Consider the following 16,292-nt stretch of genomic DNA (forward strand, 5'->3'; position numbering starts at 1 on the left):
CTGTACATTTTCATTCGTATAAATGACAGGCAACATAGTGATTTTTCTTCACTGCTTGCCAAGTTGGTTTTTGCTTTTTGCAAATATCCATCACCTTCGGACAACGGGTTCGAAACACGCAACCAGTTGGTGGGTGAATTGGGCTTGGAAGTTCTCCATGTAAAATAATTCGCTCTCTTTTTTCCTCAATATCAGGGTCTGGTATTGGAATCGCCGATAGAAGAGCCTCGGTATATGGGTGTAACGGAGAATCATACAAGATAGTACTTTCAGTTAGTTCTACTAAATTCCCTAAATACATGACCCCAATCCGGTTGGAAATCTGTTTTACCATCGATAAATCATGTGCGATGAATAGATAAGTTAATCCTTTTTCGGCTTGCAATTTCTTTAGCAGATTAACAACTTGTGCTTGGATGGAGACATCTAAAGCTGAGATTGGTTCATCCGCAATAATGAAACTCGGTTCTAAAGCGAGTGCCCGGGCAATTCCTATTCTTTGACGCTGTCCTCCGCTAAACTCATGTGGATAACGATTGGCATGGTCCCTACTTAATCCAACTTCTTCTAATAGTCGATATACTCTTTCTACTTGTTCCCGCTTCTTTTTATAGATACCATGTACTTCCATTGGTTCAGCGATCACTTCACGTACAGTGGAGCGCGGATTTAATGATGCATATGGATCCTGAAAAATCATTTGCATGTCACGGTAGAATGCAAATCTCTCTTTCTCTGTAAACGAATGGATATTATCCCCTTTAAAAATAACATTCCCAGCTGTTTTATGATAGAGCCCCATGATCGTTCGACCGATAGTAGATTTTCCACACCCCGATTCACCAACTAGCCCAAATGTTTCTCCTTTTTCCACATCAAAACTAACTCCATTAACTGCTTGTAATGTTTGCTTTTTGCCGACAGAAAAATATTTTTTTAATTGTTGTACTTCCAAAATTTTATTACTCACCCGATATTCACCTCCGTGCACGATACTAGGAATCCAAAAAGGAGTAAGTTTTTTTAATTCCTACTCCTTTTTTCCAAATAGATTTACTCTACATCAGCATATTTCAAATCAAAATATCCGACTGGATGACGTAAAATACCTGACACCCCATCTGCTTCTAAAACAACTGTGTTATAGAATCGAATTGGAATTACGACTAGTTCTTCAGCAAGTAATTTTTCCGCTTCAAAAAGGGCTTCCCAACGTTTTTCTTCATCTGCTTCTGATTTCCCTTTGGCAATTAGCGCATCATATTCTTCATTGGACCAACCAGTTCGGTTCATATAAGAGTCGGTAATAAAACTTTCAAGTAAGTTAACAGGGTCATTATAATCATTAAGAAAGGAACTACGTGAAAAATGGAGCTCCAAATTGATTTGTGCCTCTGCATACACACCCCATTCTTGGTTTTCCAATGTAACATTAATATCTAAGTTTTCCTTCAACATATCTTGGATCGTTTCCGCTACCGCCTTATTCAGATCCGATGTATTATAATTTAAGACTACAGGTGGAAGCTCCTCATATCCTTCTTCTTCCATTCCTTCTTCAAGTAACTGTTTCGCTTTTTCTGGATCAAAAGAGACTAGGTCACCATTGACATCGCGGAAATCTTCCCCAGATGGTGTCGTAAATCCAGGAGAAACAAAGCCATAAGCGGGCTCCACTTTATTTTTTACGACATACTCGGCAATATCATCCCGATTAATCGCAGATGAAAATGCGTGGCGAATCTTTTTATTTTGAAAAGGTTCTTTCGTTATATTGAAACGATAAAATTCAAGTCCACCTGATTCACCGATATATACATTATCCCCATCGATCAGTTCATCAGAAAGTTCTGGTGGAATGCCTGCTGTATGAAGCTCCCCACTTTCAAACATTTGATATTGTGTATTTGTATCATTTACCATGGCAAAATGTACTTTATCTAATTTCACAGCATCTGTATCCCAGTACTCCTTATTTTTAGCAAAAACCATCTCTTTATCATGTTCCCAAGACTCTAACATGAATGGACCATTGGCGACGAATGAATCAGCTTCCGCATGCCAGTTAGGATTTTCTTCGGCAACCTGATGATTAATTGGGAAAAACGCTGGATTTGTTAATAGATCGAGAAAATAACCTGTTGGTGCCTCTAAAATTACTTCCAATGTTTTTTCATCGATTGCCTTTACAGCAACATCATCAACTGAACCTTCATCACTATTGTACGCTTCCCCACCTTTAATAACATAAGCTAAAAATGCCGCTTCAGAAGCCGTTTCAGGGTCTAACATATACTTCCAGGCATATTCAAAGTCTGCTGCAGTCACCGGATCACCGTTTGACCAGTTAGCATCATCACGAATATAAAAAGTATAGGTTAATTTATCATCAGAAATATCCCATTTCTCTGCTACCCCTGGTGCAGCGAGTGAACCCTCATCCAATCGTGTTAACCCTTCCATTAAATTATTTAGTGGGTCCCAAGATAATTGATCAAAACCGATGGAAGGATTTAAAGAAGTTGGCTCTTCACTATTATTTAATTGAAGAATCTTTTCATCACTTGCTTCTTCCACACTATTATCTTCTTTTTCTTCTGGCTCTTTTCCCGCGTCTTCATTCGCTGTACAAGCGATTAATACGGAACCAATAACAAACACAAACAATAAAAATAAAAACTTTTTCATTGCTTTCCCCCTCCTCTATTTTCGTTTCGGTAATTAATAACTAAAAGATGTTCTGCTCGCTTATCTTGGAGCCAACAGTTTACTCGATGTGTGTCGCTTTTTAGCGAGTCATCTGGATAGACTCTTTCACATACTTCCATGGCAAAATCACATCTCGCAGCAAAAGGACAACCTTTTGGTGGTGCAAATAAATCTGGTGGTGTTCCATCAATAGGAGATAACGCTTCTCCTTTCATATTTAGTCGTGGAACTGATCGTAACAACCCTTTCGTATATGGATGTTGTGGGTTATAAAACAACTCCCGTTTTGTGCCTGTTTCAATCAATTTCCCAGCATACATCACTGCAATTCGGTCAGCTACTTTGGCAACGACACCAAGATCATGTGTGATTAATATGATGGAAACGTTTGTTTCTCGTTGAATTTTGTCAAAAAGCTCTAATATTTGGGCTTGAATTGTTACATCCAGTGCCGTTGTCGGTTCATCGGCAATGAGTAATTCTGGTTCACATATTAAGGCAATGGCAATAACGATCCGTTGGCGCATCCCACCACTAAATTGGTGTGGATATTGATTCAACCTTTCTTTTGGATTCGGAATACCTACTAGATCCATCATTTCCAATGCTTTTCTCCTAGCTGTTTCTTTTGTCACTTTATGATGTTGACGTAAACCTTCCATTAACTGATTGCCAATCGTTAATGTCGGGTTAAGAGCGGTCATTGGATCTTGAAAAATCATTGATATATCGACTCCACGAATAGTGCGCATTTTTTTCTCAGAAAAGCTCGTGACATCTTCTCCATTAAAAATAATTTCTCCTTGCGTGATTTCTCCTGGCGGTGTTGGAATTAAGCGCATAATGGCATTAGAAGTGACACTTTTTCCACATCCCGACTCTCCGACAATTGCGAGTGTCTCCCCTTTAAATAAATCAAAGTTCACACCGCGGACTGCTTTTACTGTCCCACCATATGTTGTGAAAGTGACGTGAAGGTTTTTTACTTCTAATATTTTCTCCATTGCTTCACCTACCTTCTTAGCTTCGGATCAAGTGCATCTTGTAGACCATCACCAAGTACATTAAACGCAAACATCGTAAAAGATATAAAAAAAGCTGGAAAAAACAACGTCCACCAATTTCCCGATAAGATTGCACCTAAAGAGTCGCTTGCCATCACTCCCCAACTAGCATATGGCGCTTGGATACCTAATCCGATAAAGCTTAGAAATGCTTCAGCAAAAATGGCTGATGGTACGGTTAATGTCATTTGCACAATGATTGGTCCCATCGTATTTGGCAAAAGATTTTTTCGGATGATTCGCGACGTTTTCGCACCATATGATTTAGATGCAAGCACAAATTCGTAATTTTTAATTTGCAAAACTTGCCCCCGCACAATTCTTGCCATTCCAACCCATCCTGTCACGGTTAATGCAACAATAATCGTAAATAAACTTGGGCCTAAAACGACAAGCAGTAAGATGACAACTAATAAATATGGAAGACCATATAAAATTTCCACGATTCGCATCATGACATTATCCGTTCGACCACCTTTATATCCAGAAATACCTCCATAGATAATGCCGATTACCACATCAATGAATGCCGCCATTAATCCAACGAATAAAGAAATGCGCGCTCCATACCAAGTACGAGTGAAAACATCTCGTCCTGCAGAATCAGTGCCAAACCAATGCTCAGCTGAAGGTGGCTGAAATTGTGCAGGTAAGTTTTGTGTATTTACTTCATATGGAGAAACAATTGGTCCCAGAATGGCCATCGTCGCTAATAAAACAAGAAAAAGGAGACCCAACATTGCTAATTTATTTTTCCTTAGTCGCCTCCATGCATCTTTCCAATATGAAAGGGAAGGTCGGTAAACAATCTCGGCTGCTTGTTTATTTTGTCTAATAAATCGAAACCACTCATCCTCTACTTTAGTAGTCGGATTCTCTTGACGAACTGATTTCATCCCTCTCCTTCCTTTCTATGGACTTTGATACGTGGATCAAGAATGCTGTACGCAATATCAACTAAAAAAAGCATGATGATTAAAAATGAACTATAAAAAACAGTTGTACCCATAATTACTGGATAGTCTCGTTGGTTAATACTCTCAACAAAGTATTTTCCCATCCCGGGAATGGCAAAAATTTGCTCAATGACAAATGTTCCTGTTAAAATGCCAGCAAGTAAAGTACCCATGATCGTAACAACTGGCATTAATGCATTTTTCAAGGCATGTTTCACGATGATTTTCCAAGGAGCCAATCCTTTAGCACGAGCCATCTTAATATAATCTTGTGTTAATACTTCAAGCATTGTCGACCTTGTTAAGCGAGCAATAATAGCCATTGGTCCCGTTGCAAGGGCAAGTGTAGGTAATACCATATGAAGAGGACTTGACCAAGTGGCAACAGGAAAGATTTCAGTATTTACAGCTAGTTGTTGGATGAGTAATGTCGCTAATACAAAATTTGGAATTGATATTCCAAGAACAGCATACCCCATTGCCATATAGTCAATCAAACCGTTATGACCTAGTGCTGCTAAGACTCCTAACGTTATTCCTGATAGTACAGCAACAATGATCGTAATCATTCCTAGTTCGAAGGAAATTGGAAACCCCCTACCTAGTAAATCATTTACTGAATGATCTGGCTTTTTGATTGACGGCCCGAAATCAAAGGTAGCAATCGATTTTAAGTAAAGAAGATACTGGATGTAGTATGGTTTATCAAGATTATAATGCGCCTCTAAATTCGCTTGTACAATTTCATTTGAACTTCTTTCACTATTAAATGGTGATCCTGGAATGCTTACCATTAAAATAAATGTTAGTGTAACGATGATCCATAATGTTATGATCATAATAAGTAAGCGTTTAACTATATAGCCAAGCATCATCATTCACCCCCACTCGATTAAATCTAAGCGAAAATGGTACTATTTTGAAATATGGCTGCTTGTTCATAGTTATGCTTTCTAGATTAAATATATGATTGTTTGTAGTGGAAAGATATATCACACAAGTTGGGATAGACTTTCTTCAAATTAATCCTCAACTTTCGCATACTGAAATGAAGAGTAATGCCTTGATAGAATGAGGTTGGGTGAAGAGACAATACTCAGGTTACTTGGATTATTTGTTTGCTTTAGAAACATGTTTACATCTAAGTACATTGCTCTTAAGTTTCTAAATCTTATCAAATACCAGAAATAAACGGTGCTGCTAACTTCGTTACTGCATAATTTATTTCTTAGGTATCATACTTGAGGAAGGTGGAGGAAGGTTGCCATTTATAACGGGTAAACATGGAAGAAATACGCATAAACTAACAAGAATCTCAATAACATTAATTCCCCAAACCGAAAACTTTACAGTCGGTCTGGGGAATCAAATAAACAATTTATTTTTCACTGCATTTTTAACTAATAGTCGTATTGATTATGTGAAGGATTTAGTCATAGACGGGACGAAAAACTACTTGACAATTCGCATGATTATTTTTCATCAACCATCGTATTTTTCAATTGACCAATTTTTTCGATTTCAACAACTAATTCGTCCCCATCTTTGAGCCAAACACGTTCACCTTCCGGATCTCCTAAAATAACGCCTTCAGGTGTACCTGTTAAAATAAGATCTCCAGGTGATAACGTCATATGCTCAGAAAGATAACTAACAATTTCAGCACAAGAGAAAATCATATCTGAAGTATTAGAGTCTTGCCTCACTTTACCATTTAATGTCGTTTTAAGCGTTAGGTTGTTCGGATCAGTAATCGTCGATTTCGTTACTAGATTTGGGCCTGCAGGACAAAAACCATCTGAGATTTTCCCTAACATCCATTGCGGTGTTTTCATCTGAAGATCGCGTGCTGAAAAATCATTCACAGCCGTATAGCCTGCTACATAATGTAATGCTTCATCTACTGAAACGTCTTTACAATGTTTGCCGATAACGATACCAAGTTCTACTTCATAATCAACCTCTTGTGATTTTTTAGGTAGAGGTACTACACCATTATGTGCATTAATCGTATTTTTAAATTTATTAAATAAAATTGGGCTCTCCGGAATTGGTGCATTCGTTTCTTCCGCATGCTTTCGATAATTTAATCCAACACAAATAATGGTTGAAGGGTCGACCGCTGGCAAATAGTGCACATCCGCAGCATTTTTTGTTTTTACTTCTACATTAGCACGTTCGACCTTTTGTTCAATTGCATCGATGTTAGCAATGACATAATTTATGTCATTAATTTGTGCATCATTAATGAGTTGATCAAGATTGATTACACGCTCATTATCGTTAATTGCTACTTTCGTTTCATTGTTTTCTTGATGAACTAAAAACTTCATGATATCTCTCCTATTTTTATGTGTTTTTTCCAAAAACGACTCCACCGTCAACATATAATGGTGAACCCATCATAAATTTCGCATCATCCGAAGCTAGAAACAATGCTGCTTTAGCGACATCTTGCGGAGTTCCCAATTGTTCTGTTAACTGTCTATTCGTAACAGATTTTAATCCTTCTTCCATATCGTCATATGATTCTCTTAAATATTGTTCTACAAACGGAGTATAGATGGTACCTGGAAGTAGAGCATTTACTTTTATATTGTATTTTGCATAATCAACTTGCATTGATTTTGTCATGGATAATACAGCACCTTTTGTCGCTGCATAAAGTGCCCTTCTTGCAAGTCCAATTTCCGCGACACAAGAAGACATATTAATAATTGAACCTTCTTGTTGTTCAATCATATAAGGAAGTACATATTTCGATACAGTAAATACACCATTTATATTTACAGCAACTACTTTATTCCAAAAACTTTCTTCAATTTCATGTATTTCTCCTACACCCGGAATTCCAGCATTATTAAAAAGAATATCAATTTTTTGATTATGATCAACGATTCTAGCAACCGCTCCTTCAACCTGTTGATGATTGGTTACATCGAATAAAACAACTTCTCCACTTCCACCTTTTCCTTGAATCAGTTGCAATGTTTCCTCTGCATTCGCTTGATTAATGTCATTTATTACGATATAAGAACCATGCGTTGCAAATAGAATTGCAGTTTCTCGTCCAATTCCCGAACCTGCACCTGTAATAAGCGTAACTTTATCTTTTAACCGCATCTATTTTCACCTACGAATTCTTTTTAGAATGAGAGTCAATTAAGACAACGATTGCTAAAATGACTCCTTTTACTACTTGCTGCCAATATGCATCGATTCCTTTTAAAACCATTACGTTATCAATAATTCCTAAAATGAGTGCTGCAAAAATAACACCAACAACTTTTCCTCTTCCCCCTGTCAGTGATGTTCCACCTAATACAACAATGGTAATAATATCAAAAAGCATGGATTCACCGATTGCTGGTTGACCACTCATCGTTCTTGAAGTGATTAAAATCGCTCCAACACCCGCTAAAAAACTACTTAACATAAAAGCATAGATTCTTATTTTATTTACATTAATTCCCGAAAGTTTACTCGCTTCTAAATTCCCACCAACTGCATAAAAACTACGACCAACTTTCATATTTGTCGTTAACACATAACATAAAATACCGATCACAACCAATACAATAATCGGAAACGGAATTGGCCCGACATATCCTGCACCGAGGAAGTTGAATTCGCTCGGTAAACCAGAAATAGGAATCCCGTTACTATATAAATAGTTAACTCCTTTAATAATAATCATCGTAATTAACGTTGCGATAAACGGTGTAACATGACCGTAAACAGAAATTAAACCATTTACAAATCCGATAAATAATGCAAGTAATAAAACAATGATAATAGCAACAAAAATTGGATATTGATGAACACTCATTAAGTTAGCTAATACGATACTTACCAACCCTACAGTCGATCCAACTGACATATCAATTCCACCGATTAAAATGACGAAAAACTGCCCTAATCCAATTATGGCTAAAAATGAAATCTGTCTCACTAAATTAATAATATTACTTGAATTAAAAAAGTCGTCTACGAATACAGAAGCAAGAATAAACATAACGATAAAAAGAAGTACGATCGCTGCTTCTTTTATTTTTGATGATGAGATTGAAAAAGACGATAGAACATTTTTTTTAGTCGCTTCCATTAGCTACTCTCCCCTAGTAAACTGTTAATAATATTTTCCTGAGTAATAGCATCACCTTGTACAGATTTATCTATTTTACCTTCAAACATAATATGCACTTTATGACAAAGCCCGATTAACTCTTCCAATTCTGGCGAAACAATAATAATTGATTTGCCAGCGAGCGCTAAATCAGTAATCAATTTGTATATTTCTGACTTTGCACCGATATCAATTCCTCTAGTAGGTTCATCAAACATCAGGATTTCTGAATCGGCAATTAACCATTTTGCGATAACAACTTTTTGTTGATTACCACCACTGAGGTTCACGACATATTGATCCAAATTGGAATATTTTAAATTCAATCGGTCCGCATTTTCTAAACTAATCGCGCGTTCTTTTTTCTTTTGCATAAATATATTGGAAAACTCATTTAATGACGCCAAAGTCATATTCGTTTTAATATCAAAATTCATCGCCAATCCAAGCGCTTTTCGTTCATCTGGAACAAGTCCAATCCCATGTTTAATTGCATCTAAAGGCGATTTAATCGAAACGTTTTTTCCATGCACTTCAATCGTCCCACTATGTGTAGGATGATTTCCAAAAATAGCATTAAGTAACTCCGTTTTTCCGGCACCTACAAGTCCAGCAATTCCGAGAATTTCCCCTTTTCTTAATGTAATATGAATGTCTTTGAATACAGGAGAAGTTAGATTATTTACTTTTAAAACAACTTCATCTGTTTCTACAAAGTTTTTATGAGGGAACACTTGTGTTAGCTCTCTACCAATTATCTTTTCAATTAATTGATCTTTATTAATGTCTTTTACATACCCGTTTCCAGTCATTTTTCCATCAACAAGGACTGTATACGTATCACATACTTCAAAAATTTCATCTAAACGGTGTGAAATATAAATAATACTTATTTTTCGTTCCTTTAATATATTAACGATTCTGTATATATTTTGGATATCCTTTTCTTGAAGCACGGCCGTCAATTCATCCATAATGATTAGTTTTGATTCTAATACAAGTGCTTTTGCCAGCTGAATGATTTGTTGTTCAGCCATTCTTAAATTTTTCACAGGACAATTAAGGTTGATAGTCATTTCTAAAAACGCAAGAACCTCTCTCGCCTTTGCCTTCATTTTTTTCTTCCCAATAAACCCTGCTTTTGCTTCAAAATTACCGAGAAAAATATTTTCATACCCAGTTAATTCAGGCACAAGTTGTAACTCTTGATGGACTGCATTTAATCCATAGTTTTGTGCGTCTTTAATATGGTAAGAATCAGTTTCATCTTTTCCTTGAATTAAAATTTTTCCTTCAGTTGGAGTATAGATTCCCAAAATAATTTTTGACAATGTTGATTTACCTGCACCATTTTCACCTGCAAGTGCTAGACATTCTCCAGGATAAATTGTAAAAGAAACGTTTTCTAATGCTTTTACTCCTGGAAATGATTTTGAAACATTCTTTAATTCTACTAATGGTGTTCTTTTATCCATATTATTATTTAAATCGCTCATGATAATCCCTCTTTACGAAGCGTAATAATCATCTTATTACTCCATTTTGCTTCCACTGTTTTGCAAACTCATCTATTCTATGAAACGTTGCACCAAGACTTAGTAATTGCTGGATAAGAAGGTCGAACTGTTCCATCGCATAATCACCACAGTTTTTCGTAATAAACTCATCTGGAATAATAGTACATTCTCCAAAATGATATGATTTTTCTAACTCAATAAATTCCCATGGATGAAAATAAAAACAAAGCACAATCGGTTCATTTCTATTTTGGAGAAATTGAATATGCGTTTTTATTTTCTGCATGAGGTAATCAGCGCCTTCTGTTCTAAAAAGTGGCCATTGATCCCGATCTCTCCCTAGTTCTCCATCATTACTTTCCATTACTAAATCTGCGAAATTTGGTATTTGTAAAACGTTTGAATCTCCTTCTTCGAGCCAGTTTTCCCTACTCGGATAATATGGTTTTGTCTGTTTACGATAGAAATACATCGGATAAGTCGCATCAGCAATATATCCTAGTTTTTCTAAACTATTTACAACTGACGTGGATCCCCAAAGCCGTGGACATCTGAATGAGATTGGATCTTCCTGTGAAACACTTTTTACGAGTGCTGTTGCTTTTTCAATCCGATTAAATACTTCTTCCGGTAATAATGCCGTTTCAAGAGGAACATGGAATAATGGGTCACCGACCGTTTCATGCATGAGTGAATGACACCCTACCTCATGCCCTCTTGCAATCACTTCTTTCACACTTTCAGGATTTTTTACTGCTGCATCTCCCGTATAAAAAAATGTTCCTTTTACATTGTTTTTTTCAAATACATCTAAAATGGGACTCGTCGCTTCCCGAACTCCTTTATAAAAAGGCGTAAAACTACCAACATCTGGTTCCATATCAAAGCCAAACAAAACATGTATATCTCGATTCATAAAAAAGCTCCTTATTTGTTATTTTGACTATCTTAAACATGATTGTTATTTAAATGAAGCATAAGTTTATATTCACAAGGAGCGCCCCAAATACACATCACTTCTGTACATTCGCGGGACAATTGTTCCCGCGAACCTACAGAAAAAGCAAAGTGTCTTTAAGACGTAAGCATGATTACAACCATAACCACCCAAGTGCTTCTACACCTAAGTAAATTTGTTCTTCATCCTTATTTGCAGGATCAAGTTCATTATGAATAACACGCTTTAATTCGTGATACGGAATCATACAAGCCTTCGTACCTGTTTCTGCAACTGGATTCACGTCAAAATATTCACGTTTTACAATATCGAAATTTTCTTCATTGTACTTGTCCATTAATTGAAGGTACTTTATCTTTTCGTCTTCCGTTTGCGCATTATCATATTGAATGGAAGCTAAACTTAATTGATAGATTACTTTATTTCGCAAATGACCGATTTCTATCTTTTCAAAATGTTTCAAATACATTGCAAGGCGATGATCATGTCGAACATACTCTTTCACCTTTTCAATTTTACTTTGAATCGTATCCCAATCAGCAATCGCTGCTTCTATCGTCGGAATATCACGCGTTTCTACTTTATTTCTTAAAAATGGAAACTCTGTCGGGAAAATTTTCATTTGGCTCTCGTGAATCGTCAGCATGTTTTCTAAAATATAAAGAATATCTTGTGAAATTTCTGGGCCAAATACTGCATTTACTGCATATTCATAAAACTCTTCTTCCTCCATCTTCGAACCCCAACCATAGTAACCATGTGCATATAGATGAATAAAGTATCCATACCATTCGAACATGTAGCCATTGATTCCCTTCACACCAAGTTCGACGGAGCCGATATGTTGCTTAATATCATTATTGATAAACTGATGGTTTGTCTCTTCTTCTGGTCTTAACACATTTGATTCAAATGTACGATACAGTCTTCCCATCGTCGATGACACAGAGTTCGCTTCAGAATCTCTTGCATAAATACGTTCTTTGCCAAAGGCTTCTACCCATTTCGGAAACTCATTTTTCGAAACATATAGGCCCGGTGCCCAGAATAATACAACATCTTCGGGTATCTGGCTCTTCACATACTGTAAATACTCTTCTGTTTTTTCTAAAGGAGGTTCTCTCCATGCTCTTAACCCTACGACACAATCCTCGTTTACTTCTTTTATTTTCTTATACAAAATATTTAATAAATAGTAATTTGCATAATGTTTTGCTTCAGCCGGTGTACGATCTTTAACAAAGTTTTCTTGACAATCATCGCAAGAACAGAACCAAAATGACTCTTCACTTTCTTCAAAATCAATTCCATCATAACCAAGTGCGACTACTCGTTGAATTGAGTCGGAAATATATTCGATGTTAGAAGGATCACTTAAACATAATGAATCAAAATCATTTACAAACTTACTTCCCTCTTCTAACTTCATGCGCTTTTCTTTATTTAAACTTGAATAACCACCGTTATAACTGTTCAATCCGATATAAGCAAAGAAGTCAAATCCTAATTCATGCCCATATTCAAATAATTCTGTTAAAAATTCATTTGAAATATTCGGATGAACATAGTTTACCGTAATCCAATTATCACTTTCTTGATTCCAAACATCAACTGGATAATTTTTCAATTCTGTTTCCGGATATTTTTCAAATTCAAATGGCCAATAGCCATACATACACATGTTGAACTGATTAATCTTAAAGTCTGCACAAATATTTAAATACTCTTTCCACTCTTTTAATCCCCATAACTGCATATCAAAACCGAGTCTTCCGTAACCTGCATACCATGCAAATGTATTCGAAACGGATCGTTTTTCAATACTTGGCCAATCGATAATTGATGCGGATTTAAGAACAAATGATTGTTCACCCGTCTCTTCTATCAATTGTTTTAATGTCGATAGTCCATTGATAAAACCATCTTTTTCAATAAAATCAAGCTCAATTTGGTCTTGATTTACTTCTAACGTATATCCTTGCTTTTTATATAAATCAGTTCTATCCACTTCTTCTGGTACTTCAGATTGAACACGAAGAACAACATCAATTGCTTGATCACTTTGCTCATTTACAGTAAAAGTAATCTCTTCAAAATTCCAAAATCTCATTTTCCCGAGTTTTACAGGATCAAATGCTAACGCTTCATTTGTACTAAAATTAATTGTGTGAAATACTTTTGTTTTTTCATTTTTTTCTTTATAATGCTTTGGCATTGGTATTAAACCATACATCATTATAAATTACCTCCAATCATTTATCCGAGCCATTCCCAATTTTCCCAATCATAATCCGAAATATTATCTGGAATGATTGCTTCAGGTTCTGGTAATGGGTATCTTTCATCCAATTCCGCACCATCAAGTGATTCCAATAATGCTTTTAATGCTGTTTCACCTAATACAACAGGATCTTGTAACACTTCACCAATCCATGACTCATTACCATCTTGAATATGTTTTAACACTTCTTTATCTCCTGCCATACCGATAAAGCGAATGTCTTTATCTTTCCCTGAACTTATAGCTGCACTATATGCACCAAGGACGAGTGAATCGTTGTGACCTGAAACAATATCAACTTCTTTTTGACGTTGTAAAACGTTTTCAAATAATGTTTGACTTGAGTTTCTGCTTCCTTCCGAGTCACCTTCTTCGATAATATTCGCATTAGGGAACTCCTTTTTAATTGTTTGTGAAAATCCTTCAAAACGATCATTTGATGCTTCACCAGATGATGGTAAAGATAAGTAAACTACTGTCGGTTCTTCAATACCACGTTCTTTTAAGTCTGCGACTGCAATTCTTCCAGCTACTTCACCCATTGCTTTAAAATCATGTCCTACAAACGTTTCCCAAACAATTTCGTCTTCAGAATCTGGCGTTTGTGGATAATCTCCTACAACAATCTTTATTCCTTGTTCATGAAGCTTTACCATCGTAGGGATGATTGCTTTTGTATCCGTCGGAAAAATAACTAAACCATCAATTCCTTTTTGAGCCATATTTTCTAATTGGTTAATTTGTGTATTAATATCATTTTGTCCATCGTGAAATTCAAATGTAACTACTTTATCGTCATAATTTTTTGCTTCTTCTTCCATTCCTTCCATCGTTCCTAAAAACCATGGCCAAGCATAGTTCATAATTGCTCCACCAATTAAAAGTTCATCGCCATCTTTGTCAGTCTCTTTACTTTCACCATTTCCTTCTTCATTGTCAGATGAACTACATGCAACCATTACTAATGAGAAGATTGCCAATAAGATTAAAATTAAATTTCTTTTCATTATATTTCCCCCTTTTATTATCGTTCCATATGATCCGCTGGTTGTGGACCTTGCACACTTAATCCCCCATCAACCATTAATAAATGTCCATTAATTTGCTCCGCTTGCTTTGATGCTAAAAAGACTACTGAATCACCAATTTGATCTGCTGTACCAATTCGTTTCATTGGATTAGCATTTTTTTCTTGCTCTCTAATTTTAGGATCTTTTAAATAATCTGCAACAAACGGTGTATCGACTGTACTAGGACCAACGGCATTTACATTAATATTATGTTTACCGAGTTCAATCGCCAATGCTTTCGTTAGCTGATGAATTGCCCCTTTAGATGAAATGTAATGCGGAATGACAGGGCTTGTAACGATTTTACTCGCCGTCGAAGCGATATTGATTATCTTTCCACTTCGTTTTTCGATCATTGATTTTGCTGCACGCTGCGTACAAAAGAAATAACCTTTCACATTAATGTCATATGTGTTATCCCATATTTCTTCTGTTACATTCATAAATGAATAAAATGGAGCAACACCTGCATTATTTACTAAAATATCTACTTGTCCTACTTTTTCCTCTATTTCATCAAACATTTTATTAATCTGCTCTACACTAGCCATATCTGCTTTCACGATGTAAGCTTTACCGCTTTCATTTTCAATATCAGCTACGATTTTCTTTGCATTTTCTAAACTTTTATCTGAACGATAATTAATGATAACGGTCGCACCTGCATCAGCCAATTTCCTAACAATCGCTTCTCCAATCCCTTGGCTTGATCCAGTTATTAAGGCAACTTTTCCATCTAGTTGTTCCATGCTAACTATCTCTCCTTATTCGGCTGTAAAAGTCTTCTGCATTTTTTCCGTAAAATTTCTTCCACCCATTTTCATCTAACATATCCTTTATTACAATATCAGCGGTATCATATACTTCCGAATACGACCCTGCTAATAAACAAACTGGCCAATCGCTTCCAAACATAATGCGATCTTCCGTAAAAACATTTATACAATGTAAAATATATTGTCGACAATCTTCGGCAGACCAATGCTTATGATCCGCCTCGGTAATGACACCTGATATTTTACAATAAACATTCGGAAAACTGGCAATTGCAGCTATTTCTTTACTCCATGTGTCAAACTGTTTTTCCTTAATTTGTGGTTTCGCTAAATGATCAATGACACATTTTAAATTAGGAATCATTTCAAGTAATTGTTTGATCACTTTTAAATGTCTTGGATAAATGAGTATATCCAATGGAATCTGCAATTCATGTAATACTTTTATATTGTTTACTACTTTCTCTCTTAACACCCAATTATCATCTTCAATATCTTGAAGCATCGGACGCACACCGACAAAACCTGCTACCTTCATCATTCGCTTTAATTGTTCTGTAAAATCATCCGCTTCAAAATCTAACCAACCAACAACACCTGCAATAAAATGATGATTTTCCATCAATTCAAACATATAATACGTCTCTTCAATGGAATCTGCGGCTTGCACTAAGATCGTTTTATCAATCTGATGTTTTTTCAAATCTTCAAGCAAATCATTAGGCAGATAATCCTGATATAAAATCCCAAAATCAGGTGTTAGCCAATTATAATCCCCTCGTGATAATTTCCAAAAATGTTGATGAGAATCTATTCGCAAATTTCACAGCCTCCT

At 36.0% G+C, this 16,292-nt stretch carries 14 protein-coding genes; all 14 read right to left on the minus strand.

Annotated elements, in window-relative coordinates:
* Window positions 1–10: 10 nt before the first annotated feature.
* Complete coding sequence (locus DFR56_RS12065) at window positions 11–970, minus strand: ABC transporter ATP-binding protein (RefSeq protein ID WP_110395696.1); 960 nt, start codon at window positions 968–970, stop codon at window positions 11–13.
* A gap of 83 nt (window positions 971–1,053) precedes the next feature.
* Window positions 1,054–2,688, minus strand: coding sequence for a peptide ABC transporter substrate-binding protein (locus DFR56_RS12070; protein WP_110395697.1), 1,635 nt, complete (start codon window positions 2,686–2,688; stop codon window positions 1,054–1,056).
* A complete protein-coding gene (locus DFR56_RS12075; RefSeq protein WP_110395698.1) occupies window positions 2,685–3,713 on the minus strand; it encodes an ABC transporter ATP-binding protein in 1,029 nt (342 codons plus the stop codon). Before DFR56_RS12075 ends, DFR56_RS12070 begins: the two co-directional genes overlap by 4 nt.
* Before the next feature lie 8 nt (window positions 3,714–3,721).
* Window positions 3,722–4,669, minus strand: a complete 948-nt coding sequence (locus DFR56_RS12080) for an ABC transporter permease (protein ID WP_110395699.1) — start codon at window positions 4,667–4,669, stop codon at window positions 3,722–3,724.
* On the minus strand, window positions 4,666–5,601 hold the full coding sequence (locus tag DFR56_RS12085; RefSeq protein ID WP_110395799.1) for an ABC transporter permease: 936 nt from the start codon (window positions 5,599–5,601) through the stop codon (window positions 4,666–4,668). Before DFR56_RS12085 ends, DFR56_RS12080 begins: the two co-directional genes overlap by 4 nt.
* A 600-nt stretch (window positions 5,602–6,201) precedes the next feature.
* Window positions 6,202–7,062 carry a fumarylacetoacetate hydrolase family protein gene (locus tag DFR56_RS12090; RefSeq protein WP_110395800.1) on the minus strand — a complete coding sequence of 287 codons (861 nt, stop codon included), beginning with the start codon at window positions 7,060–7,062 and terminating at the stop codon, window positions 6,202–6,204.
* Between the two features lie 16 nt (window positions 7,063–7,078).
* A complete protein-coding gene (locus DFR56_RS12095) occupies window positions 7,079–7,852 on the minus strand; it encodes an SDR family NAD(P)-dependent oxidoreductase (protein WP_110395700.1) in 774 nt (257 codons plus the stop codon).
* A gap of 10 nt (window positions 7,853–7,862) precedes the next feature.
* On the minus strand, window positions 7,863–8,834 hold the full coding sequence (locus tag DFR56_RS12100) for an ABC transporter permease (RefSeq protein WP_110395701.1): 972 nt from the start codon (window positions 8,832–8,834) through the stop codon (window positions 7,863–7,865).
* Window positions 8,834–10,351, minus strand: a complete 1,518-nt coding sequence (locus tag DFR56_RS12105) for a sugar ABC transporter ATP-binding protein (protein ID WP_110395702.1) — start codon at window positions 10,349–10,351, stop codon at window positions 8,834–8,836. The genes DFR56_RS12100 and DFR56_RS12105 overlap by 1 nt, the downstream gene beginning before the upstream one ends.
* Before the next feature lie 28 nt (window positions 10,352–10,379).
* A complete protein-coding gene (locus tag DFR56_RS12110) occupies window positions 10,380–11,288 on the minus strand; it encodes a polysaccharide deacetylase family protein (protein ID WP_110395703.1) in 909 nt (302 codons plus the stop codon).
* Window positions 11,289–11,463: 175 nt separating this feature from the next.
* On the minus strand, window positions 11,464–13,566 hold the full coding sequence (locus tag DFR56_RS12115; RefSeq protein WP_110395704.1) for a glycoside hydrolase family 20 zincin-like fold domain-containing protein: 2,103 nt from the start codon (window positions 13,564–13,566) through the stop codon (window positions 11,464–11,466).
* A gap of 20 nt (window positions 13,567–13,586) precedes the next feature.
* Window positions 13,587–14,618, minus strand: a complete 1,032-nt coding sequence (locus DFR56_RS12120; RefSeq protein ID WP_110395705.1) for a sugar ABC transporter substrate-binding protein — start codon at window positions 14,616–14,618, stop codon at window positions 13,587–13,589.
* Between the two features lie 17 nt (window positions 14,619–14,635).
* Window positions 14,636–15,430 carry an SDR family NAD(P)-dependent oxidoreductase gene (locus DFR56_RS12125; RefSeq protein ID WP_110395706.1) on the minus strand — a complete coding sequence of 265 codons (795 nt, stop codon included), beginning with the start codon at window positions 15,428–15,430 and terminating at the stop codon, window positions 14,636–14,638.
* Window position 15,431: 1 nt separating this feature from the next.
* On the minus strand, window positions 15,432–16,277 hold the full coding sequence (locus tag DFR56_RS12130; RefSeq protein ID WP_110395707.1) for an amidohydrolase family protein: 846 nt from the start codon (window positions 16,275–16,277) through the stop codon (window positions 15,432–15,434).
* Window positions 16,278–16,292: the final 15 nt, after the last annotated feature.

The sequence above is a fragment of the Pseudogracilibacillus auburnensis genome, from assembly GCF_003201975.1.
GTDB lineage: Bacteria > Bacillota > Bacilli > Bacillales > Amphibacillaceae > Pseudogracilibacillus > Pseudogracilibacillus auburnensis.

Bases quoted from the DNA above. Each gene is read 5' to 3' on its own strand.
- DFR56_RS12070 (WP_110395697.1), bottom strand. From the start codon at position 2,688: ATGAAAAAGTTTTTATTTTTATTGTTTGTGTTTGTTATTGGTTCCGTA.
- DFR56_RS12080 (WP_110395699.1), bottom strand. From the start codon at position 4,669: ATGAAATCAGTTCGTCAAGAGAATCCGACTACTAAAGTAGAGGATGAG.
- DFR56_RS12075 (WP_110395698.1), bottom strand. From the start codon at position 3,713: ATGGAGAAAATATTAGAAGTAAAAAACCTTCACGTCACTTTCACAACA.
- DFR56_RS12105 (WP_110395702.1), bottom strand. From the start codon at position 10,351: ATGAGCGATTTAAATAATAATATGGATAAAAGAACACCATTAGTAGAA.
- DFR56_RS12100 (WP_110395701.1), bottom strand. From the start codon at position 8,834: ATGGAAGCGACTAAAAAAAATGTTCTATCGTCTTTTTCAATCTCATCA.
- DFR56_RS12125 (WP_110395706.1), bottom strand. From the start codon at position 15,430: ATGGAACAACTAGATGGAAAAGTTGCCTTAATAACTGGATCAAGCCAA.
- DFR56_RS12085 (WP_110395799.1), bottom strand. From the start codon at position 5,601: ATGCTTGGCTATATAGTTAAACGCTTACTTATTATGATCATAACATTA.
- DFR56_RS12090 (WP_110395800.1), bottom strand. From the start codon at position 7,062: ATGAAGTTTTTAGTTCATCAAGAAAACAATGAAACGAAAGTAGCAATT.
- DFR56_RS12115 (WP_110395704.1), bottom strand. From the start codon at position 13,566: ATGATGTATGGTTTAATACCAATGCCAAAGCATTATAAAGAAAAAAAT.
- DFR56_RS12110 (WP_110395703.1), bottom strand. From the start codon at position 11,288: ATGAATCGAGATATACATGTTTTGTTTGGCTTTGATATGGAACCAGAT.
- DFR56_RS12095 (WP_110395700.1), bottom strand. From the start codon at position 7,852: ATGCGGTTAAAAGATAAAGTTACGCTTATTACAGGTGCAGGTTCGGGA.
- DFR56_RS12120 (WP_110395705.1), bottom strand. From the start codon at position 14,618: ATGAAAAGAAATTTAATTTTAATCTTATTGGCAATCTTCTCATTAGTA.